Annotated in this window: 16 protein-coding genes and 3 pseudogenes; 4 read left to right on the top strand and 15 right to left on the bottom strand. The window is 38.7% G+C overall.

The annotated features are described in order from the left end of the window. Positions 1 to 87: MerR family DNA-binding transcriptional regulator (locus tag J2S08_RS20280; protein WP_307226956.1), on the bottom strand; the 87-nt coding region annotated here is incomplete at its 3' end. Between the two features lie 394 nt (positions 88 to 481). Beyond that, positions 482 to 1,708: pseudogene (locus J2S08_RS20275) on the bottom strand (IS110 family RNA-guided transposase). A 380-nt stretch (positions 1,709 to 2,088) separates the two neighbouring features. Here J2S08_RS20275 and J2S08_RS20270 point away from each other — a divergent pair. Together J2S08_RS20270 and J2S08_RS22675 are read left to right on the top strand one after the other, a co-directional pair. After that, positions 2,089 to 2,364 (top strand): DUF4190 domain-containing protein, encoded by a 276-nt coding sequence (locus J2S08_RS20270; protein WP_307232809.1) that lies wholly within the window; start codon positions 2,089 to 2,091, stop codon positions 2,362 to 2,364. 178 nt (positions 2,365 to 2,542) lie between these two features. Next, the gene (locus J2S08_RS22675; RefSeq protein ID WP_370875729.1) at positions 2,543 to 2,653 is read left to right on the top strand and encodes a DUF5391 family protein; all 111 of its coding nucleotides are present in this window, start codon (positions 2,543 to 2,545) and stop codon (positions 2,651 to 2,653) included. A gap of 323 nt (positions 2,654 to 2,976) precedes the next feature. Here the strand turns inward: J2S08_RS22675 and aceA are convergent, their stop codons facing one another. From aceA to pcrB, 10 genes and pseudogenes are all read right to left on the bottom strand, one after another. Beyond that, entirely contained in the window at positions 2,977 to 4,257 is a 1,281-nt protein-coding gene (aceA, locus tag J2S08_RS20265) for an isocitrate lyase (protein WP_307232807.1), read from the bottom strand. Positions 4,258 to 4,290: 33 nt separating this feature from the next. Next, positions 4,291 to 5,883 carry a malate synthase A gene (gene aceB, locus J2S08_RS20260; protein WP_307232805.1) on the bottom strand — a complete coding sequence of 531 codons (1,593 nt, stop codon included), beginning with the start codon at positions 5,881 to 5,883 and terminating at the stop codon, positions 4,291 to 4,293. 538 nt (positions 5,884 to 6,421) lie between these two features. Continuing rightward, a complete protein-coding gene (locus J2S08_RS20255) occupies positions 6,422 to 6,640 on the bottom strand; it encodes a hypothetical protein (protein WP_307232803.1) in 219 nt (72 codons plus the stop codon). A gap of 77 nt (positions 6,641 to 6,717) precedes the next feature. Next, on the bottom strand, positions 6,718 to 7,614 hold the full coding sequence (locus J2S08_RS20250) for a sigma-E factor regulatory protein RseB domain-containing protein (protein WP_307232801.1): 897 nt from the start codon (positions 7,612 to 7,614) through the stop codon (positions 6,718 to 6,720). A 21-nt stretch (positions 7,615 to 7,635) separates the two neighbouring features. Next, positions 7,636 to 8,148: a hypothetical protein gene (locus J2S08_RS20245; RefSeq protein WP_307232799.1), complete on the bottom strand. Its 513-nt coding sequence runs from the start codon at positions 8,146 to 8,148 to the stop codon at positions 7,636 to 7,638. Positions 8,149 to 8,585: 437 nt separating this feature from the next. Continuing rightward, positions 8,586 to 9,752, bottom strand: coding sequence for a CamS family sex pheromone protein (locus tag J2S08_RS20240; protein WP_307232797.1), 1,167 nt, complete (start codon positions 9,750 to 9,752; stop codon positions 8,586 to 8,588). A 361-nt stretch (positions 9,753 to 10,113) separates the two neighbouring features. After that, the gene (ligA, locus tag J2S08_RS20235) at positions 10,114 to 12,120 is read right to left on the bottom strand and encodes an NAD-dependent DNA ligase LigA (protein WP_307232795.1); all 2,007 of its coding nucleotides are present in this window, start codon (positions 12,118 to 12,120) and stop codon (positions 10,114 to 10,116) included. A 172-nt stretch (positions 12,121 to 12,292) separates the two neighbouring features. Next, positions 12,293 to 13,816: pseudogene (locus tag J2S08_RS20230) on the bottom strand (3'-5' exonuclease); the annotation flags it as partial. Positions 13,817 to 14,754: 938 nt separating this feature from the next. After that, positions 14,755 to 15,438 (bottom strand): annotated as a pseudogene (locus tag J2S08_RS20225) (UvrD-helicase domain-containing protein); the annotation flags it as partial. 117 nt (positions 15,439 to 15,555) lie between these two features. Beyond that, complete coding sequence (pcrB, locus tag J2S08_RS20220) at positions 15,556 to 16,245, bottom strand: heptaprenylglyceryl phosphate synthase (protein WP_307232793.1); 690 nt, start codon at positions 16,243 to 16,245, stop codon at positions 15,556 to 15,558. A 522-nt stretch (positions 16,246 to 16,767) separates the two neighbouring features. On the opposite strand from pcrB, the gene J2S08_RS20215 reads away from it, so the two are divergent. Further along, a complete protein-coding gene (locus J2S08_RS20215) occupies positions 16,768 to 17,472 on the top strand; it encodes a response regulator transcription factor (RefSeq protein ID WP_307232791.1) in 705 nt (234 codons plus the stop codon). Further along, positions 17,465 to 18,883, top strand: a complete 1,419-nt coding sequence (locus J2S08_RS20210) for a sensor histidine kinase (protein ID WP_307232790.1) — start codon at positions 17,465 to 17,467, stop codon at positions 18,881 to 18,883. Before J2S08_RS20215 ends, J2S08_RS20210 begins: the two co-directional genes overlap by 8 nt. A gap of 450 nt (positions 18,884 to 19,333) precedes the next feature. Here the strand turns inward: J2S08_RS20210 and J2S08_RS20205 are convergent, their stop codons facing one another. The 3 genes from J2S08_RS20205 to J2S08_RS20195 all read right to left on the bottom strand — a co-directional run bounded on the left by J2S08_RS20205 (position 19,334) and on the right by J2S08_RS20195 (position 22,617). After that, the gene (locus tag J2S08_RS20205) at positions 19,334 to 19,633 is read right to left on the bottom strand and encodes a YerC/YecD family TrpR-related protein (RefSeq protein ID WP_307232788.1); all 300 of its coding nucleotides are present in this window, start codon (positions 19,631 to 19,633) and stop codon (positions 19,334 to 19,336) included. A gap of 27 nt (positions 19,634 to 19,660) precedes the next feature. Further along, the gene (locus J2S08_RS20200) at positions 19,661 to 20,707 is read right to left on the bottom strand and encodes a DUF3048 domain-containing protein (protein WP_307232786.1); all 1,047 of its coding nucleotides are present in this window, start codon (positions 20,705 to 20,707) and stop codon (positions 19,661 to 19,663) included. A gap of 176 nt (positions 20,708 to 20,883) precedes the next feature. Next, positions 20,884 to 22,617 (bottom strand): adenine deaminase C-terminal domain-containing protein, encoded by a 1,734-nt coding sequence (locus J2S08_RS20195; RefSeq protein WP_307232785.1) that lies wholly within the window; start codon positions 22,615 to 22,617, stop codon positions 20,884 to 20,886. Positions 22,618 to 22,620: the final 3 nt, after the last annotated feature.

Raw genomic sequence — 22,620 nt, 5'->3', positions numbered from 1 at the left:
AAAAACTCCTTGTTTATCCCAATTTCTTAATGTTTGCGTTGTTTTCCCTATCAATTTAGCAAATTCGCCTATTGAATAGTATTTCATTTACATCATCTCTTTGTTTTATTGTAAAACAAAGTTTATAATAAAATAAAGAGGTTTTATACACTTTTATAAACTAATTTTAACTGTTGTTTCACCTCCTTCCACTTATTCTCCAAAACTTATTTTTTGTTTCTAATTAACATAAAATGAAAAACTGGTATATTTAAGAAAAAATGTTAATATAAAATGAAGATTGATTTTTACAGGAATAGTAATAACGTAAAGCATTTATGACACAAGACTTGTGGTAATAAGTCAATATAAAAACGATAGAAGAAAAAGAAAAGAAACGACTTTCAAGAGAAAAAAAGGTGCAGTGAACTAAACCCGCACAAAAAAGAAACGTGTGTTCGGGTTTGGTTTGAAAGGATTCCAAAGCATTTTTGCTTTTAAGTTACACGCTCCTTTCTGACGTGTATAGTTGGTGATTGCGTAGTAGCACATCCACCAAACGTACAAGTTTTCTTGCAGTCATGACAAGGGCTCTTTTGTGTTTGTATTTCGGAACTTCTTTATATTTCTTTAAGTAAAATTCACGGTAAATCGGTTCATTTCGTTGTACAGAGTTGGCAGCTTCAACTAAGTAGTAACGAAGATACTGATTTCCTGTTTTTACCCGTGGTGTTCGTTCCGATTCAAAGTCTCCTGATTGTGATTTCTTCCAGTAGAGACCAGCGTATTTTGCTAACTGTGCTTGTGTTTCAAAACGTTCAATTTGGCCTATTTCAGCGATGATACCAGCCGCATAAACAGGGCCAATACCAGGCACACTTCTTAAACATTGTGCTTCTGGAAGGATGACAAATAAGGCTTCAATCCCTTTTTCCAGCTCTTTTATCTGTTTCTTAAGCGTTTGAACAAGTCTGGCATAAGTAGCTAGTACAATATCCACAGAGTCTTGCATCACTTTTCCAAGACGATAGGAATCACGAATCGCCTTTTTGATGGTTTTAGCCAACTTTTCGGGATCACGAAAGCGACCTTTCCCTTTCTCTTGAAGAAAAGAACCGAGTGTCTCTAATTCCATATTGGCAATATCATCTAGAGAAAGAGATTCAGTAAATAATTCCATCAACGTAGACCCAAAAATGGAGGTGTCTACTTCGTTGGAAAGTGTATTGCACTTGTAATAAAGCTTTTCAAGGAAGTGTTGTTTACACTCCGTCATTTGCTGGATCAATTGGTAACGTGAGCGCGTTAATCGTTGGAGAGCAATATACTTTTCTTCCTTGATGACGGATTTATTATACCGTCCAAATCGAAGAAAATCGGCAATACGAAAAGCATCAATATGATCTGTCTTGTCTTCTTCAAATAAGCCTTTAAATCAATGAATGGCTTTATGATTCTGGACCACTACTTCTACACCAATCCTTTGTAAGTCCTCATCATTGTCTAATAAAATGGCGGGGTGAAAACTATAGACAGATGTAGATTCCATTCCGATGACGATTTTTTCGTAATGGAACTGTTGGCGATAAGCTAAAATACTATCTTTTACCTGTTTGGCACCATTTATGTCATTGTGAAGTGTTTCTTCTTTTAGACGTGTATCATCGCTGTCAAGGAAGCATATATCAAGTTTTTTAGAGCTAACATCAATGCCTACAAATAAATTCAAGGAAAGGACCTCCTTTCACGTGATTTTGGAATAAGCTTGGATACTGCGGGACATCCCTAGAAACAATTGTTTAGCCACAACCTCGCTTATGAGTATTCGATCATGTTTCACTAAAAGCTGCCCAAAAGTCTACTAACATTTGGTTTAATGAAGCATGGATACAGCTTGTGCGTTTGCAGTACAACAATTGTCTGGGTCACAGTCTTTTTATCGTAGTTTATCTACAGGAGGATTCAGCATATTCCCAGTTGGATCCATTCCAATACTTATTATCCAGGGACATCACGCAATATCCAAGTAAGAACCCAAAAATGTAACACATTATTCAATTAACAAAGAGAAATTTAGTTCTTAAATATATAATACGAGGAGGATATTTAATGGAATTAATAAGACAAACGAATCAAAAGGCAATAACCGCTTTAACATTAGGAATACTATCTCTTCTCATCCCTATTATTGGTTTTATACTTGGTGTAATAGGTATTTTTCTTGCAAGAAAAAGTATAATAGAAATAGATAATACGAATCAAAAAGGCAGGGGCATGGCAATTTCAGGATTGATTTGTAGTATTATAGGCATCATCATTCAACTTTTTGTGATATTTGCCATCATTGGTTATTATTCATATGGAAGTGATGTAATAGCAACTTAAAATTTGAACATGAATTTTACCTAAAGAGTGAAAGTATGAAGGAAAAGAAGAAAAAAAATAAATGTTATTGTCTTGACATTGGTTTCTGCATTACTCTTTTCCATTATGACGGTTATCATATCACTTTCTCCACTTGCCGAACTGAGGACCCTAACGCTAATCAATTTAAAGTCCAGAAATGTGGCTAACAATAGGCTTTATTCTTTTATGTTACATCCTGCCTCTTATAATATATATGTTAGGTGTGGATATGATAAGGTACGTCATGGCCATTCTTTGCGGGCTTTGACTGTTTCTAAGCTTATCGGTTATTGTAGGTGCTATCGTAGCTAGTGTATTTGTTGAAGCTATCTTTCCTGGCTCTTTAGTGTTGTAAGAATTGGCCTTGCAGCATCCATTGTTCATTTTATTTGGTTTTTCATAGCATTTCGTTAGTCAACATCATTAAAAAAACTTGTTTCTTAAAAGCAAGTTCACTTATTAGAATAGTAGAGACAGTCTCTGCTATTAACAGAAGAAACCTCTTATCTCCAGTATCTCTCAGAAAAAAAGAGAACGTCCGTAATAGACGCTCTCTCTTCCCTTTTACACGTTACCAATAAGGAAAACTTCTTATACTCTTGTAAATTGTTCTTCCTCTGTTGACCCTTTCAAAGCGGTTGTGGATGATGTACCTCCTGAGACAATCATTGCAACCTCATCGAAATAGCCTGTTCCAACTTCACGTTGATGCCTTGTCGCAGTATAGCCTTGGGCTTCATTAGCAAATTCTCTTTCTTGCAATTCTGAATATGCTGCCATCCCATTTTCCTTATAGCCGCGGGCAAGCTCAAACATACTATTATTTAACGCATGGAAACCAGCAAGGGTAACAAATTGGAACTTGTATCCCATTTTTCCGATTTCTGCTTGGAAATTTGCAATTGTTTGCTGATCCAATTTCTTTTTCCAATTAAATGACGGCGAACAGTTGTATGCTAAAAGCTTCCCAGGGAATTTTTCATGGATGGCCTCAGCGAATCGCTGCGCTTGCTCCAAATTAGGTTCTGACGTTTCACACCAGATCATATCAGCATATGGAGCATAAGCCAATCCACGGGCAATTGCTTGATCGAGACCTGCTTTCGTTCGGAAAAAGCCTTCTAGTGTCCGCTCTCCTGTAATGAATGGTGCATCTGCAGGATCAACGTCGCTCGTAATTAAGTCGGCAGCATCAGCATCTGTTCTCGCAATAATAATCGTCGGGACTCCCATTACATCAGCCGCAAGTCGAGCTGCGATTAAATTTTTTATGGCTGTTTGCGTTGGAAGCAATACTTTTCCTCCCAAATGTCCACATTTCTTCTCTGAAGAAAGCTGGTCTTCAAAGTGAACTCCTGCTGCCCCTGCTTCAATCATTGCCTTCATTAGTTCGAAGACATTTAATTGGCCTCCAAAACCAGCCTCTGCATCGGCAACAATTGGCGCAAACCAATCGATCGAATGGTCATCTTCCACGGAATGAATTTGGTCGGCACGCTGCAGCGCTTGGTTAATTCGTTTGACAACATGCGGAACACTATTTGCTGGATAAAGACTTTGATCTGGATACATATGTCCTGAAAGGTTTGCATCCGCAGCAACCTGCCAGCCGCTTAAATAAATGGCTTTTAAGCCCGCTTTCACTTGTTGCACCGCTTGGTTGCCAGTTAATGCTCCTAAAGCATGAATATAATTTTCAGTATTTAATCGTTTCCAAAGCTTTTCTGTGCCTTTTCTTGCCAATGTATACTCAATATCAAGTGAACCACGCAATTTAATAACATCTTCAGCTGTGTATGTTCTCTTGATCCCTTTCCATCTTTCATCTGTTTCCCAAGCAGTTTCTAGTGCCTTCACTCTTTCATTTGTCATGTTCAAAACCCCCATATAGTTTAATAGATGATATTAATCCAGTAATTCGTATCCTGGAATTGTTAAAAAGTCGATAAACTCCCCTTCTAAAATCAAACGATCAAACAACTGAATCGCTTCTTTAAATTTCCGCTCTTTGAAAGCATCTTCTCCAAATGCTTGCTTGATTAGCTCTATTTCCTCCGCTTTCATTTGTTGATACATTTCAATACTTACTTTTCTGCCATCATCTAAGACTCCTTGTGGATGGCGAATCCACTGCCATAGCTGGGCTCGTGAGATTTCCGCTGTTGCTGCGTCCTCCATTAAATGGTCAATCGGCGCTGCTCCTCTGCCGCTAAGCCATGACTCTAAGTACAGAATTCCAACACGAATGTTTTGCCGAACTCCCGCCTCTGTAATAATCCCTTTTGGAACATCCAATAAATCTTTTGCTGTTACCTCCATACTCATCTGCTTATTTGAATGAATCTGATTAGAAGAGGTCATTTCCCGATTGAAAACCTCCATTGCGACTGGTACAAGTCCTGGATGCGCCACCCATGTACCGTCATGGCCATCTTGCGCTTCCCTTTCTTTATCTGCCCGTACTTTTGCAAATGCCTCTTCATTTTTCTCACGATTATTTTTAACTGGAATTTGAGCCGCCATTCCGCCAATTGCATGCGCTTGACGTTTATGGCAAGTTTGAATCGTTAACAAGGAGTAAGCCCGCATAAACGGAACTGTCATTGTGACAACCGCTCGATCCGGCAAAATGACATCTTTCTTGTTTCTTAACTTTTTAATATAGCTGAAAATATAATCCCAGCGCCCGCAGTTTAACCCTGCTGCATGCTCTCGCAACTCATATAAAATTTCATCCATTTCAAAAGCTGCCATAATCGTTTCGATAAGTACAGTAGCTTTTATCGTCCCTCTTGGAACCCCTATATACCTTTGAGCAAATAAAAAAACGTCATTCCAAAGTCTTGCCTCTAAATGGCTTTCTAGCTTTGGCAAATAAAAATAAGGACCTGAGCCATTTTGAATCAACTGTTGTGCATTATGATAAAAGTAAAGCCCAAAATCAAAGAATCCCCCTGAAATCGGCTGCCCGTCAACATAAATATGTTTTTCTTCTAAATGAAGACCCCGTGGCCGAACGATTAATGTTGCGGTTTTATCGTTTAGTTTGTATACTTTGCCATTCGCTTCTAACGAAATTGTCCGCAGCACAGCATCACGCAGATTGATTTGTCCTTCCATTACATTTTCCCAAGTAGGTGTCGTGGCATCTTCCAGACAAGCCATAAATGCTTTAGCCCCTGAATTCAAGGCATTAATGATCATTTTACGATCAACTGGCCCTGTGATCTCAACACGACGATCTTGCAAATCCTTTGGTAATGGATTGATTTTCCAATCGCCTTCACGGATAGATGCCGTTTCCTCTAAAAAATCAGGAAGCTTTCCTTCATCGATTTCTTTTTGTCTCTTTTCTCTTTTTAGAAGTAGCTCGCGCCGCTCTGAACCAAACCGCCTTTCCAATTGTTCAATGAACTGTAGTGCATCTGGCGTTAATAATTGTTCATAGCGGTCATTTAATTCCCTTTTCACTTCCAACCCAACGATTTGTGTTCCCATCTGTTTTAGTCACATCCTTAGCAAATGTTATAATACAGGTTTTAATTAATATATGTATTATATAACAGTATAGCAAGAAAAGGAATACCAAAATTCAAAAATATAGAAATATTTTTTACAAATAATACAATTCCATTATTAACACCCAGTATTAATCAATGTCAGACGTTCAGATAATGTTCTTGTAACATTTTTCCTTTCGCGTTATTTTATTAATTGCTGCATCATCTACCTAAAATGACGAAATCACTTGAGCAGTAGCGTTTTCTATTATCAAAATCAATCGTTATAATCGTTTATGATCTATAAGCATCATGATGAATGCCGATTATTTTAATATTGTTTTTGTCATATGAAAGGTCTCCTTCATTCCTAGACTTCAAAACCATCATGAAAGTTTGATATTAGTAATCCAACGCAAAAAGAAACGCTTTTTTAACGTTTCTTTTTGCGTTTTCTAATTTATCTTAAAATTTAATTTGAGCTTATTTCGAACTTTAATTTTTCTTAATCTACAATTTATGTTATTGAAATCATTTCAAAAGAAATCCTTATTATACTTCGCCTGCAGTTCCTTTTGCAACAACATAATCTTTTCTTTCGACAAACCTGTACATTCGATGACCGTTTCATTCTCCATCTTTTTTTGCAGCATCTTCTTCGTTACTTCTTTAACTCCTTCCTTTATACCTTCCTCACGTTTCATCGCAATGTAGTCTTTTATCATTAGGCTTGGATCTATTTTCATTGGCTGCATCAGTGTGGATACCTTCTTATCTAATAGTGGAATGAGCAACGTTAATGAAATGGGAACCGAAGTGAACAGCAAATTTGTTAATACAGTTCATTACTTTGGGTAGCGTCCATTTTTTCATATTGTTGATATATGCTGCGAAGCTTCGGATTCAATGACTCAATATGAACAGTTTTATTTACGGTTATTTCATTCGTCTCTAATGCATCTAAAATTTGGCCGTTTACATCATAAATATGATATTTGAGTAATATTCCTGTATGTTTATCCATCCAAATTTGAAATGAACCCCAATTTTTGTGGCTATACGCTTTACCAAATGTTCCTTTGATGAGAATAGCTTCTCTTCCTACATAGTCTTCTGTGCCAATTACTTCCCATTTATCGTGTTCTTCCAGAAATCCAGCCGCCACTTCTTTGCCATGAAGAGAATTATTAGCTAAGCCTATTTGAATAGGCGTATTAGGATAGTCATACATTTTTTGGCCGTCGACCATTCCGTAGACACTGGTAATAGATTTGAATTCTCCTTTATGATTAATCTCCTGTTCCATTACTTCATAAGACTGAAAATCGTGATAAAGCCTTGTTTCCTTGCCATTAATAAAACTGGCCTCATACAAAGGCTTTAACTTGCTGTTCATTTCTTTCGTATAAAATTGAATATGATTGTTCATATCAAGCTTATATGAAACGAAAAAATCAAAGCCAACTTCTCTGCTGTAATAACGAAAAGAACCCTCAGCTTGATCAAAATAGTGAAAACTATTCAACATTCTTTCTTGAATAGTTGTTTTATCCGTTATATCAAAGGTGGGCGTTTTTTCTGCCTTTTCCCCTTTGGAAGCTTGAAAGGTTCTCATTACTGGATAATCACGATGTTCATGATGATCTTTAGTATAAACAGTAGAAAAACTGCCTATTGAAAACAATGAAATTAATAAGAAAGCGACCGCACCTGCCATGTATTTTACCATCTTTTTATCCCTCCTTTTTCATCATTTATGGTAGATTAATTTAGCGCCATCCGCTCCTGTTCCCCCCGTCCTAATTTCAGATGGAAATGGCTGTTGGACACTTACTGAATTCACACCTTTGTAAGCAGAGGTTCCTACTTTGCTCCAGCCGCCTGGTGCATTTTGTTGATTAATAAAAAAAGAGCTATTTTTAAATTGATCATTCGTCATCACGTATTCTGCTTTTGGGTTCGTAAAAGAGGAATCCCATAAATAAACGTACAGAGTAGCATTATATTGATCGCATCTGCCAAAATACCATGTATAAGAGATATTTTTATCTTGAATCGGCGCAAAGCGATGGTCGCCTCTAAATGATCGACCGCCAGTCTGGTATTGCCAAGTTCCAATATACCGGTTATCAGAAGAATCGATTCCATTATGATCGTTGTCTATTACAGTCTCCCCTCTTTCGTAACATCCTGCTAATGCCTTTTCCCCATTTAGTAAAAAAAATCCTGAAAATAATAGAGTGATAACAATAAACTTCTTCATTCGTTTCCTCATCCTCCCCTTTTCATTTACCCACTTGACAGCTTAGAGGCTTGATCAAGCCTACCTTTTTTAAAATCTTTCCTAAAAGCTTCTTGATGAAGGGTCTTTTTCCTGCAATGATCATTAGACAAAAGAATACACTTTTTTTATATCGCTAGTGAAAACAAAACAGCTTTCTTTTCGCTTGAAAAAATATCATTGACAACTGGATCAAGGAGGAGTAAATTAATCCCATCCATCATTATAAAAACAAGTAATCATGATAATGATGTTCATTGGTAGAATCGGATCTCTCACATTAGCATTTACGTTAGCAAAACCTAGAAAGCCTCATGTTCGATACCCTGATGAAGAAGTGTTTACAGGCTCATAATAAAAAGCGAGGGAAGAAAAACGTCTTGTTTTTCTTCCCTCGCTTTGAACTTAGTAAACAGTCTTTATTGATAAATATGAACAAATGGTTCATTTTCGTTTGGCTTTCTAATAATGATGGCTCCCTGTCCACTTAAAGATGAAATATTTATTTCCAAGTTGATCGTATTAGGCAAATGATCTTTTGCCAATCCAGCCACCCATTGTGTAAAGCCAATTAATTCAGCCTCTCCATTAAACTGTATAGGAATTTCAATATTAAGTTCCATCAGCTGCTCTTCCTGGTAAAAAGCCCGTCCAATGACACCATTAAAATGCGGAAAATATCTTTCTACCTCTTGCTTGAAATTCAAAAACATTTCTACGTCTTGTCGATGTGTACTTTCAGCTTTAGAGGAAGGCAATAAATAGTATTGTTGATTAATATTTTTCCAGTTATCAATCGAGCTGCTTCCTTTTCCCACACTCGTATACGCAAAGAACCTTCCAGGCACAACGGAAGTGCGGCTTTCCTGTTCGAACAATGCGATGACGATCGGTATATCTTGTAAGCCGTCCATACTGCGCAAACGATTTAATACCTCTTTGGCAATTTCTTTGCCTTGCTTTTCTAATTCGTCATGAGAGATTTCTTGCTCAAGTGTTGCACCATTACTATTTTGATAGTAATGAACGGAATTCAAGGCAAGCCCAATGACGATCCCTTCCAGCGAGACCGAAGATTCTTTGTCTTTCTTTAAATAGTTGTGTTCCAATACATGGGCCAAATAAATCGGACTTTTGTTATTTTGCTCTTCAATCGTTCCTTCGCCGCTAAGGGGAGGATTTAAGCCAATGTTTTCAGAAGGGTCTATATCTTTTTCTTTTAATTGTGCATCTGTATATTTTCGGTTCAACCATGACTTTATGACATCACCTTCTAAATACTGCCCTTCTTGAAACAAGTACGTATCAGGTGAAAATGTTTCCTGTGCAATCCTCATTAGCCCATTTTCAAATTCACTTATATCGTAACGAGTATTTAAGTTGGAAACAACCATTCCCCTTGCTTTGCCAGGCTTGAAAGGCAATATCGTTCGATAATATTGATCTGAAATTTGAAAATGAGGGATGATCGCTTTTTCTATTTTATCATCCTGTTCTTGTACGATTTTCTCTTCCTTTTCCAAGGCAGGAACACATCCCGTCATTATAAGAGCAGTTCCTGCGATAATTGCTAACCATTTTTTCATGATGGATGCCACCTTTAATCTAATAGCCTATGACTAGAATGTAACAAAAGCTTCATATCACATCCGGAAATCGAATGGGGATGCTGCCCGGCTTAATTTGAAGCATACTCACCACTTATCGACCTTGCGGTCTGATTGAAGTGGGAGCTTCTTGGGAACTAGATACTTTTGTTAGCTATCTATATTTACCAAGCTATAAGGGCAGTCCCTGCCCCTAGAGAAAATACAATATTTTGGCTTAAGGCCAACCGAAAATTCATCTCCCACTTTCATTGGGCTAAGCCCTTCCCCATTTAGAAGTGGGAGAATTCTTTTCGGAAGCCCAGTTAAACGAATGGCCAGCTAAGCCCCATTACTTTACTTATTCATCTTTCAGCATTTCTTGTAATTTTTGTTCATCCCAAATTTCTATCCCCAATTGTTGCGCTTTTGTAAGCTTTGAGCCTGCATCAATCCCTGCAATGACAATATCCGTATTTTTGCTGACACTTCCTGTCACATTGCCGCCCAGCATTTCTATTTTTTCTTTCGCTTCATTGCGTGTCATCGTTTCAAGTTTACCTGTTAAGACAACTGTTTTTCCAGTAAAAATTGATTCTGTTTCTACTTGTTTTCGTCTTAATCCTTTATACTCCACATTTACATTAGCTGCTTTTAATTCTTGAATTAATTCATGGACTTCTGCTTTTTGAAAAAAAGTGACAATCGAATCTGCCATTTTTTCACCAATCTCATGGATGGACAGTAAATCTTCCTTAGCAGCAGCCGCTAACTTGTCGATTGTTTCAAACTCTTCGGCTAAAATCTTAGCTGCTTTGACACCAACATGGCGAATTCCTAGCCCAAAGAGCAGTTTCTCCAGTGAATTAGATTTCGACGCTTCAATTGCTGCTAATAGATTAGAAACAGATTTCTCACCCATTCTTTCTAGTTGCAAAAGCTGTTCCTTCGTTAGCTGATACAAATCCGCAACATCATGTACAAGATTGTGATGATATAATTGTGCGATCACTTTCTCGCCTAATCCTTCTATATTCATGGCATTTCGTGAGACAAAGTGAATGAGGCCTTCACGGATTTGCGCTGGACATTTTGGGTTGATGCAGCGAAGCGCTACTTCTTCTTCTATGCGTACAAGCTCACTCTCACATTCAGGACAAGCGGTCGGCATGCTAAATGGTTTTTCTTCCCCTGTTCTTCTCTCTGGCAAAACATTGACAACTTCAGGGATAATGTCCCCTGCTTTTTTAATAACGACTTCATCCCCGATCATCATGCCCTTTTCACGAATGAAATCTTCATTATGCAGCGATGCTCTTTGTACAGTTGTACCTGCCACTTGAACTGGTTCTAACAGTGCTGTTGGTGTAACTACTCCCGTTCTGCCAACGTTGAAAGTAATATCGATTAATCTTGTCAGCACTTCTTCGGCTGGAAACTTATAAGCAATAGACCATCTTGGCGACTTTGCAGTTGCACCAAGCAATTGCTGTTGTTCAAGAGAATTAACTTTAATCACAATGCCATCAATTTCATAAGGAAGGGTGGGACGATCTTTTTCCCATTTTTCCACATAGGAAATGACTTGTTCAATATTAGAACAAACTTCACGTTCTTTGTTCATTTTGAACCCTAATTCCTCTAGAAGCTGCATTCCTTCACTATGTGTGGATACACCTATTTCTCCAAAGTCTGCCACAGCGTATAAGAAAATATCTAAATTTCTAGAAGCTGCAATCCGAGGATCGAGCTGTCGGAGAGAGCCGGCAGCCGCATTTCTTGGATTTGCAAATAATGGTTCCTCTGCCAGCTTTCTTCTTTCATTTAGCTTTAAAAATGAATGCTTCGGCATATATGCCTCGCCGCGGACTTCAAGCGAGTAAGCATCTTTCAAGCGGAGCGGAATGGAGCGAATGGTTTTTAAGTTCGCGGTAATATCCTCTCCAACTGTTCCATCTCCTCTTGTAGCACCTTGGACAAATAATCCATTTTCGTAGCGAAGCGAGACTGCTAAACCATCTATTTTTAATTCACAGACGTATTCATAGTCTTCACCAATCGTTTGTTTGATTCTCCGATCAAAGTCACGAAGATCGGCTTCATTAAAAGCATTGCTTAAACTAAGCATCGGACTTAGATGTTCTACTTTTGAAAATGTGCCTAGAGGCTGCCCGCCAACTCGTTGAGTAGGCGAATCTGGAGTACGCAATACGGGAAATTTTTCTTCCAGCTGAGAAAGTTCTTGCAAAAGTCGATCATATTCTGCGTCTGGAACAGAAGGCTGATCTAACACATGATATTCATATCCATATTGATTTAATAGCTGATGAAGCTCCTTTACTCGAATTTCTGCTGTCTTTATCTCCATCTAACGCCCTTCCTTTTCTTTGCTTTTTTCTGTTTTTTCTTCCTTGGCGAGCATGAGCTAGTTCCGAAACGGCTTCACATTCGCATAGATAGCCGTATTCTGAAACTCTGCCATTAATGAAGTAGTTTTTCTTTATCCACAAACGAAATCACACGCTGCCTATCCGTCATTTCTACACTTTTTCTATTGGCGCAAATTGGGCCAGCAGTCGTTTAATGCCTATTGGACTCGGAAAAGCAACATCTAATTCAATCGCTTCGCCTTCTCCTTTTACACTCACAACTGTTCCCGTTCCCCATTTTTTATGAGCTGCTTTATCGCCGACCTTCCAATCAAGCTCAGGTGCTTTTGCGGCCGTTTCCGCAAAATGGCTTGGGCGTTTTCTAGGACCGCGTATCGATTCCCTCATGAAGGATGGTTTTTCTTCCTCTTTTTGAAGATTTTCCAGCACTTCATCTGGAATTTCCGCTAGAAAACGAGAAGGAGCATTCATCGTTGTTTGTCCATACAAAGTGCGCATTTGGGCATTCGTTAAAAACAGCGTCTTTTCAGCTCTAGTAATACCGACGTAGCATAGACGGCGCTCCTCTTCCATTTCTTCCTCTTCTATAATAGAGCGACTATGTGGAAAGATGCCCTCTTCCAATCCCATTAAGAATACAACTGGAAACTCTAAACCTTTTGCTGAATGGAGCGTCATGAGCACGACCCCTTCTTCAGCAGCACCGTCTTCGTCCAGCCGATCAATATCAGCGACTAAAGCTAAATCTGTTAAAAAAGCAACCAGACTTTTATCATCATTTTTGTCTTCAAAGCTTTTCGTAACAGAGAGAAATTCTTCAATGTTTTCAAGTCTGCTCTGGGCTTCCAATGATTTCTCAGCTTTTAGCATGTCGCGATATCCAGACTTCTCTAATATTTCTTCTACCAGCTCGGTAACTGATAGATATTCCTGCATGTGCGTATAGTTTTGAATCAATGCATAAAATTCCTTGACGGCATTCGTGATTCTCGGACTAAGTCCAATTAAATCTGCACTTGCCAACGCACCGTACATGGAAAGATCATAGGTAGCGGCATAGCTGGCAATTTTCTCAAGAGAACTAGCCCCGATCCCCCGTTTCGGTACATTAATGATCCGTTGGAGGCTAATGTCGTCGTCCGGATTAGCAATTAATCGTAAATAGGCAAGCAAATCCTTAATTTCTTTCCGATCATAGAACTTGAGGCCGCCAACGATATTATAGGAGATATTTGACTTTAAGAGCATTTCTTCGATGACACGAGATTGTGCATTTGTCCGATAAAGAATAGCACAATCAGCTAAAGAAAATGAACCGCTGCTCGTTAATTCTTGGATTTTGCCGACGACAAATTGCGCCTCCATTTGTTCACTGTCTGCGCGGTAATATGCAATTTTTGCACCTTCGTCATTTTCTGTCCACAGATTTTTTGGTTTTCGATTTACATTCTGTGTAATCACTTCATTGGCAGCTTGCAAGATTCGTTTTGTGGAACGATAATTTTGTTCCAGCAAAATGACTTTAGCATTCGGATAGTCCTTTTCAAAAGATAAAATATTTGTAATATCAGCACCGCGCCAGCGATAGATCGATTGATCGGAATCCCCAACTACACAGAGGTTCTCAAATCTTTGCGCGAGCATTTTAACGAGCATATATTGAGCACGATTTGATATGGATAGGTAAACATTTGACGCTATCTCCTGCTTTTCCCCCCATTCACACCGTACAGGAGCGTTTCCGCTCATACGGCGTTCCATCAATCTGTTGGCCACCTGTAATGTTATATTATGTATGGCTTTGCTTGGATCATGCACCTTTAATTGCCGTAGCATTTTCCGCTAGTACATCTTTTGCAAAGCTGCATGATCATGATATGGCAATAATAGATTGGTGAACAGATTGACTAGTGGCCATCCCTCCATGATGTTTCCATCACTTCAACGGTACTGTGCCACCGCTATCACTGACATAAAGATGAGTTATAGACGTGTTCATCAAGTCCTGAAAAACTTTGCTGCTTCGCAATCTTTTCAGCTGAAAAATAGCTCAACATTGGTTTTCTTTGAACTTATCATTGCCTTTTCCTCATCACCGTTTCATCGGCGGGCAAGACCTCCACGCTGCCAGCTTTCCACGTTCCAATGATTCTATCTTTTCATATGCACTTGAAGGTGAATCCTCTAGCCCTGCTGGTTGAATCGCGCCTTCCACACGATAGGGTGTTTCATTAAGATAAACCTTACTCCACCCCGCCAGCACCACAATTAAGCGGCGATACCATTTCTAGTACCAATACCTCTAGAGCCGTACATTCGGATTTTCGTCGGTTGGCTTTATACACCAACATTCTCACCATGAGTGCTTTATAGACCCCCGGCTTATCTGCTGCACCCTCCACCTCTGGAGAGCTTTCGTCAACTTCATTTGCTACGGCAGCATTCAGCCGACTTCACCGAGCTTATAACCCCAAGATACTTCCCTATCTTGACGCTATTCGGAGTATTAGGGAGAGCCTTTTAAGGCGTTACTCTCTCATTCGACTCTTTGAATCATTAGTTCTCCTAGTTAACCTACTAGTGTCTAACCTTTTCAGTTAGAAACGTGTCGCACTATCCTGGTATTCATCGACATGAATATATTGAAATTTACGCTGATAATACTGCAGTACTTCTGGAACGCGCTTAAAAAGCTGAATCGTCGTCATGATCAAATCATCAAAATCAAGCGCCATGTTCTTACGCAGCCGTTTTTGATACTCTAAATAAATTTTGCTAATCGTTTGTTCATAGTATCCCCCAGCTTGAGCTGCATATGCTTCAGCATCTTGCAATTCATTTTTAGCACTGCTGATCGCCCCTAAAATCGCACGGGGTACAAATTGCTTTGGGTCAATATTTTCATCCTTTAAAATCCCTTTAATAACAGATTGTTGGTCTGTCGGATCAAGAATCGAAAAGTTGCGGTTGAAACCAATGCGGTCTATTTCACGTCTTAAAATACGCACACACATCGAGTGGAAAGTGGAAATCCAAACACTTTCTGCAGCACCGCCCATGAGTGCGCCAATACGCTCCTTCATTTCACGTGCAGCCTTATTGGTAAAAGTAATCGCTAAAATATTAGCTGGGTTTACTTGTTTTTCTACCATTAAATAAGCAATTCGATGTGTTAAAACCCTTGTTTTGCCGCTTCCGGCGCCTGCCATAATTAATAGCGGCCCATCTGTTGCTTTTACTGCTTTTTGCTGTTCTTTATTTAAACCAGTTAACAATTTTTCAGTTAAAAATTGCATTTTTTCACCACCAGTAGAACATCTGTTCTAATTATATCATATTTTGCTAATAGTTGTTAGTGTTAGAGATTGCCAAAAAGTGCAATCGTACGCCATCTTAGTTTGCTGGAATCGTATTTATTCATTCTTTACTGCAGGAACTGTCGATAATGCTGCTTCTATATCCTCATAAATCACATTTCCTACCACAATGACATCAGCATACTTCCCCATTTCAGCTGCTTGCTCCTTATTGCGGATGCCGCCTCCGTAAAAAAGAGTGGTGTTCACAAGCGGTCTTTTTGCGGCTTGTACCATTTCTACTTTTCCATATTTCCCACTGTATTCTAAATAAAAAATCGGCAGCTGAAACATTTTTTCTGCCATCAGGGCGTATGCCTCTATATCCTCTTCGGTTAAATTTGTATTCGGATTCGTTAGATTGGCCACCTTGCAATCTTCATTTAAAACACAGTAGCCTTCAACAAGCAGCTCTTCCCAATTGATAAAGGGGCCATATTCTTTTACCGCTTGATGATGTAAACCTGTGACCCATGAAGCATCTCGGCTATTTAAAACAGTCGGAATGAAGTAAAGGTCGAAGCCTGGCGTAATGGCTTCCGTATTCGATACCTCCAGTACACAGGGAAGTGGATACCTTCGCACCCTTGCCATTAAATTTAGTACATCGTCTAATCTCACATGATCAGTACCGCCAATCACAATTGCATCTGTCCCCGATTCGCAAACCTTTTCCAAATCTTCATCTGTGATTTCCTTATTGGGATCTAATTTAAACACATGGCGCCAATGCCTCACATCATACATTCCAGCCAATCCTCCATTCTCATTTCTATCGTCCATTATAACATGTTGTCAAGAAAGCAAATAGAGAAAGAAGACACTGTTTTTTCTCTATATTGCTAGGTTTAGAGGAGTCTTTTCCTTTTATATCTTTAGAGATTTTTTACGATTCTTTATCCCACATCTAACTGGCGAGTCAAGCCCCCACCTCGGGGAGTAAGAGGAATCGAAGAAGTCTAGTTGGGGGATAACTGAAAGTCAAATATTCGATTGGTTCGGGCCGACAGGATAAGGAAAGCTTCTTGAATCAACATCGCACGAAAAAAAAAGCGGTTTTCTTTTTCGAGGACGTTGCGATCTTAGCCTTTGTTCTACTTCTTGTCCAGTGTGGGATAAGAGAAACCCCCACTGATGGAAGTTTCACTTTATCTTTTTTTAAAATTTTCCCGCAAGGAAAGAAAGTATCAAAAAAGCATCAAATTTAGTTTCCTTCCCGTTTCCAGCTGCTTTCCTTTGCTATAATGCTATCAGAAAGGAGAGCAGAGTATGCTGAAAAGAATCTTGCTAGTAGATGATGAAAAAGAAATTATGGAGCTGTTAGAAGATTTTTTGCTTGTGGAAGGATACGAAGTATATCAAGCTTCCAATGCAGAGCAAGCTCGAAAGGTTCTCTTACAAACCGATATTGATCTTCTTTTATTAGATATAATGATGCCTGGCGAATCTGGTTTCTCGTTATGTAAAAGTATTCGGCGGGAAAGCAATATACCAATCTTGTTTCTAACTGCATTAGAAAAGGATACCGACATCATTAGAGGACTGCATATTGGAGCAGACGATTATATTGTAAAAAGCGCCTCCCCAGGGGAAATTGTTGCCCGCATTAAAGCATTGGAGCGCAGACTTGTTCTTTCTAGCTCTTCACTAAATTCTGAACGAGAAAACATTGTTCGCTTTAAAAATCTTGCCATTAATAAACAAACGAGAGTCGTATCGATTGGCGGACAAACCCTTTCTTTGACCGCTAAAGAATACGAATTGTTAAGTCTTCTTACCGAGCATCCAAAACAAGTGTTTACATATGATCAGTTATTAGAATCAATCTGGGGATATGAATTCGGCGATGCCCATACAGTAAGAGTCTATATCGCCAAGCTGCGGGAAAAAATGATGAAATTGGAACATTGTCACGTACAAATTATCACTGTTTGGGGCATTGGCTATAAGCTGGAGGAAACTGAACATGCATAAAGAACGCACCTTAAAACAATGGCTAATTATTTTTTTAATCCTCTTTCTTCTTGTACCTTTTGCAATGATACAAGTGATGCTTAAAATCAATCAGCATCTGTTTCTAAAGCCGGTAGCAATAGAAAGCATCTCCCCTTGGTTTAAAGAAGATGTTTTAGACAAAGCATATATGTGGAAAGAAAAAGCCTGGCAGAAGCAGCTTAACGAGAAGGCAACAGAAATGCATCTGGGTATTCGTTTATATGATGAAGAAGGACAATTGTTGACTTCAAACATCGAGAAGGAAAACATAATAGAGCCGTATCAAATTCACTCTGATAATGTCTCAAGCAATTATGTCTATTTAGGTTGGATGATTCAAGAATATCCAGTCTATGACGGTGAAGAACTGTTAGGGGTTGCTTATGTGGAAGATAGACGCCCTTTGCCTAATAAACATTCATACTCATCATCAATCGCCCGTCATTTCAATGATTGGGGAGGGCTAATTGTTTGGATTGGACTATGTGCGATCGTACTCATTTTCAGCGCCAAATTTTTAAAACAAAAAATGCTTCAACCGTTAATACAGTTCCAGGCAGCTACAAATAAAATAAGCCATTATGATTTTCATTTCTCTCTGCCGACAACGCCTGTAAAAGAAATCAATGAATTATCACATGCTTTTTCAATGATGCAAAAGCGGCTGCAAGAGTCTCTTGACAAGCAGGAAACAATGGAGAAGGAAAGAAAACTCTTTATTTCATCCATAATTCATGACCTGCGAACGCCACTATTTTCTATCCGCGGCTACTTAGAAGGAATTAAACATGGAATCGCTGTGACTCCTGAACAAGTAAACAAATATGTAGAGATTAGCTATCAAAAAGCAAATGTACTGAATCAACTTATTTCTGATTTGCATACATTTTCTTCCTTAAATTATCTCGAACAGCCACTGCACTTAAATAAAATTGATTTCACCGCATTTCTACAGCAAATAATCGAGAGTTTTCATCCAGAGTTGCAAAAGAAAGCCATTTCACTCAAGCTCTACATAGATGAAGCTGTTTTCTGTGAAATTGACGATTATGTGTTGGGACGTGCCCTTCATAACCTTATAGCAAATGCAATTCAATATACACCAAACAATGGCGAAATTACGATCGACCTTTGCGACTTAAAGGAACAAAGACAATGTTTGCTGCGTATTGCCGACAATGGCCCGGGCATCCCTGAAGCAGATATCGCGCATTTATTTTCTCCGCTTTATCGTGGGGAAAAATCACGAAGCCGTAAAACAGGCGGAACGGGATTAGGACTGGCAATCGCGCAAAAAGCAGTTGAAAAGCACTGCGGAACCATTCGTGTTTATAACAATGCTGCTGGCGGTGCTGCGTTTGAGATGTTATTACCGAAAATTAGCAGTTGAAAATTGGAAAACCTAATCAAGAGATTAAAAGAAGAAAATAAAGATTGAGAGGACTATTAAAAGTAGCTTATGCAGGTATACAAGAAGATATAACGGGTATAACCTAACGGAACAGGGCACAGACATTCAGTACCTTTATTTAATCATTTAATGGATTGGTTGAGGAAAAATAACCCTTCGACTTCTTAGCTTTAGCGCAATAAAAAAACAATAAAGGAAAGTGCATACTATACAAGACTAATATGTAAGATCCTTTATTGTATATGATTTTGGTCTAATAAAATGACGGTTCTGTTGCCCTTTGTACAGCGGTCTTTATTTGCACCATGTCTTATAACTTTTACAAAGTCGTTCATCATGAAACTGCCATAATCCTTCATCTTCATTGGAAAGAAGCAGAGCAAAGCTAAGATCGCAATACAATAGGCCTAACCCAATCAGAGACATTTATTATTTTTCTTTTTCTTCAATTCTATCCAAAGCCATTGCATAGGCGTCATTGCCATAATTTAAGCAACGCTTCACACGTGAAATGGTTGCTGTACTTGCTCCTGTTTCGGTCTCAATTTTATGATAGGTATTCCCATCCTTTAACATTTTTGCTACTTGCAGACGTTGAGAAAGAGACTGAATCTCATTGATTGTACATAAATCATCAAAAAATTGATAGCATTCTTCTATATCTTCTAACGACAAAATAGCTTTAAAAAGCTGATCGAGCGCTTGGCCTCTTATTTTATCAATTTGCATAGATTGATTCCCCTTTAAATGAAGCTGTTATTTCTTCATTTCAACAATATCATTCGAAGGAACAATATTTATCCATGTTTTACCAGGGACAAACCCTAACGCCTTGCTACCATCATAAGGTAGAATTCTTCCATCAACATTTTTCCACTCAATTTCTTGAGATACTCCTCTTTGTATAAGGTAGCCATTCCCTCCTGATGTTAAATCAATATCGTGCCTTCCTTCGTCATCAATCACTCGATGATTCGTTTCTACAATAAAAATGTTATCTAAAAGAACAGGCGCACCTGCCTCGATATCTTCAGTTAATTCACCGCCTGAAAAGCGTTTATACTTCTCTGCATCGTGATCATACTCATATTCTACAACAAAGTTTTGATTGCTAGAGTAGGAAATGGTTAGCTGTTCCGCAGTGTCTCCCGATAATTCGTTTACTTCTTCTTTTGTTAAAAATGGCAGCGGCTCTGGTGAAGTTGTCATCTCATAACCGTTGGATTCCGCACCTTTTTCAATATTTTCAAAGGTTGTATACGAATTATGCGGCGCTTTTTTGGCACTTGATCTTTTAAACAAGCTGCCGTCATATTGCATGCCATTTAGATGATCGATAACGCCATTCTTTAGCATCTGATGTGCTTTCGGACTATATCCGTGAGCAATGTATAGGCTATCGTAGCCTTTTGCTAAATCGATGTAATAATCTCTAGCACTGCGAATCGGTCCGATATTTGCTGGCTTCTCACTCTGAAAAATGGCCAAAAATCTTGTTAAATCACCTTCTGCAAGCACTTCATACACAACATCTGCCTGCGATAAACCTGATTGCTGTCTAGCTGCTGGATGGTTATTAATCATTACCGCAACTGCTCTAGTGTCTATTTCTTCCTCAGCAGGTGTACCAGTTAACGGGAATAAAGGCCCTTCCTCTTCTACCTCAGCTTCTTCTTCGACCGTTTCTGTCAATTCTTCTTGCTTAGGAGGTTCTTGTTCCTCTGGAATGACTTCTGTTTTTTTTCCACAAGCACCAACTAACAGCGTCATAAGCAATAATAAAACCAATATTTTTTTTGACATATACTGACCCCTAACTCCTATTTCTTCATTTCTCTTCTGTACGACTACCCATTTCAGCAAAACCCTATTTCTCTATTTATGTATAAAGGGTTCTACTAAAACTAAAACGGATGAATCGACAGCATGATAGCGCACCTTTAGCAGCTCGCTGCTAAAGGATGCCCTATTTTATTATTTTAACGCATTATTGTCGGAAAGAGTACCGTTTTGTTCATGACATCGTACATTCCCTTTTGAGTAATACGCAAATATGGCAAATGGGTCGAGGAAAAAAACAGCAAAGAATGGATGGGGTCAGCAAAAGCATACCCGCGTTCACACAACAATTCTTTTAAACGTTTCTCTTCTTTCATCAGTACTGACATTTTTGCATCTGACATGACACCAGCTAGTTTCAATGGCAATTCATAAATAATTTCGCCATTTTCCGCTAAGACAATACCACCTCCGATTGCCTTCATCCGATCAAAAGCAAGTATCATATCAGACTTTTTCTTGCCGATCATGACAATATCGCCTGTATTAGAAAAAGAGGAGGCAAAGCCAAGCACTTTGTTGGCAAAACCTTTTAGCATCGTATTGACACGCCAAGTTCCATTACGGTCTATCAGCATAAAAAAGCTTTCATCATTGTTTAAAGGCAGTTCTTCAGTATTACATTCCATCGTAACTGAGTATGGTTTTGTAATCACATCATTCACCATTTCTATCCCAAATGGCATCGAAAATTGGAGATCTTCCCTATCTAAGTCCCAATTTAAAGAAAGTGGTGAAAACCCATACTTTTTCCAATCCATCGGTTGAAATGCAGCAATTGTTTGTCCATCTCTTTTAAGCCATTTTCCTTTTGACAGCACGGAAATCGGTGTTGGATTTGTTTCATCTTCCAGAATATTAATATTGGCAATGCGCCCTGTAGCAATCAACCCATGATGATGCTGGATATTATAATAGCGCGCTACATTATAGGATGCCATATGATACGCATCGATCGTTGGCACACCATGCTCTAATGCGATTCGGATCATGCGGTCGAGAATCCCCTCATTGTAAAAGCATGGAGTAGAACCGTCTGTAGTAAAAAACATGGAGTCATATTGATCCAAGCCTATTTCCTTCATTTCTGTCAAAAGAATGGGCAGATCAGGACGAATAGAAGAATGGCGAAGTGCCACAGTATATCCGTTCATAAGCCGCAAATAAATATCTTTTGCAGTCATCGATTCATGATCTGCATCAGCTCCAAAAAGCATCATTTTCGCTAATGTTTTTTCCGAAGCTCCTGGAAAATGACCTTCAATTTTCTTCCCAAGCCGCTTCGTTTCTTGAATCCAATGAAGTATTAAATCATCTCCAGCCAAAAGCTTTGGCCACTCTGTCAGCTCTCCACCTTGAATAACGAGGTCATGCTCAAGCCATGTTTTAACAGATTCATTCGTAAAAATCATTTCCTCATTTTCCAGCTCCGTCTGTGAGCCAAAACGACACCACCAATACATGGAAATAGGAAAGCTATTGCAATCACTTACAAAAGAAAACGCTTTCTTTATTTCCAATAAAAAAGCAAGCTTCAAGTTATCTGTAATTAGAGTGGTCGTTCCTGTTTGAGATGCATATTCAGCAAACGTTTGGGGATTATATAACTGAAATGGATGTACATGCGGTTCAATATAGCCTGGTACTAACGTCCATTTAGAACAATCAACGACTTCACAATTATTGCTTAATTTCTCTGGGAGTTTATCTCCAACATAAACAATGCGATCTTCATAAATCCAAATATTTGCAGTCATCCACTTTCGAAAAATCGAGTGTAGATAACGGGCATTTTGTAAAACAAGTGTTGGTGATTTTTTATGATCTAACACAGCTGCTTGTTCGCGAAGCTGTCTATTTTTCCAACGGTACATTCA

The organism is Bacillus chungangensis, assembly GCF_030812995.1.
GTDB lineage: Bacteria > Bacillota > Bacilli > Bacillales > Bacillaceae_C > Bacillus_CF > Bacillus_CF chungangensis.
Note: the sequence above shows the minus strand (reverse complement) of the source record. Positions and strands in the feature narration are given on the sequence as shown.

Excerpts from the sequence above, each read along its gene's own strand:
- J2S08_RS20255 (WP_307232803.1), bottom strand. The coding sequence starts at position 6,640 with ATGCAGCCAATGAAAATAGATCCAAGCCTAATGATAAAAGACTACATT.
- J2S08_RS20195 (WP_307232785.1), bottom strand. The coding sequence starts at position 22,617 with ATGTACCGTTGGAAAAATAGACAGCTTCGCGAACAAGCAGCTGTGTTA.
- J2S08_RS20240 (WP_307232797.1), bottom strand. The coding sequence starts at position 9,752 with ATGAAAAAATGGTTAGCAATTATCGCAGGAACTGCTCTTATAATGACG.
- J2S08_RS22675 (WP_370875729.1), top strand. The coding sequence starts at position 2,543 with ATGTGGCTAACAATAGGCTTTATTCTTTTATGTTACATCCTGCCTCTT.
- J2S08_RS20210 (WP_307232790.1), top strand. The coding sequence starts at position 17,465 with ATGCATAAAGAACGCACCTTAAAACAATGGCTAATTATTTTTTTAATC.
- ligA (WP_307232795.1), bottom strand. The coding sequence starts at position 12,120 with ATGGAGATAAAGACAGCAGAAATTCGAGTAAAGGAGCTTCATCAGCTA.
- aceB (WP_307232805.1), bottom strand. The coding sequence starts at position 5,883 with ATGGGAACACAAATCGTTGGGTTGGAAGTGAAAAGGGAATTAAATGAC.
- aceA (WP_307232807.1), bottom strand. The coding sequence starts at position 4,257 with ATGACAAATGAAAGAGTGAAGGCACTAGAAACTGCTTGGGAAACAGAT.
- J2S08_RS20205 (WP_307232788.1), bottom strand. The coding sequence starts at position 19,633 with ATGCAAATTGATAAAATAAGAGGCCAAGCGCTCGATCAGCTTTTTAAA.
- J2S08_RS20215 (WP_307232791.1), top strand. The coding sequence starts at position 16,768 with ATGCTGAAAAGAATCTTGCTAGTAGATGATGAAAAAGAAATTATGGAG.
- pcrB (WP_307232793.1), bottom strand. The coding sequence starts at position 16,245 with ATGTATGATGTGAGGCATTGGCGCCATGTGTTTAAATTAGATCCCAAT.
- J2S08_RS20270 (WP_307232809.1), top strand. The coding sequence starts at position 2,089 with ATGGAATTAATAAGACAAACGAATCAAAAGGCAATAACCGCTTTAACA.
- J2S08_RS20250 (WP_307232801.1), bottom strand. The coding sequence starts at position 7,614 with ATGGTAAAATACATGGCAGGTGCGGTCGCTTTCTTATTAATTTCATTG.
- J2S08_RS20245 (WP_307232799.1), bottom strand. The coding sequence starts at position 8,148 with ATGAAGAAGTTTATTGTTATCACTCTATTATTTTCAGGATTTTTTTTA.
- J2S08_RS20200 (WP_307232786.1), bottom strand. The coding sequence starts at position 20,707 with ATGTCAAAAAAAATATTGGTTTTATTATTGCTTATGACGCTGTTAGTT.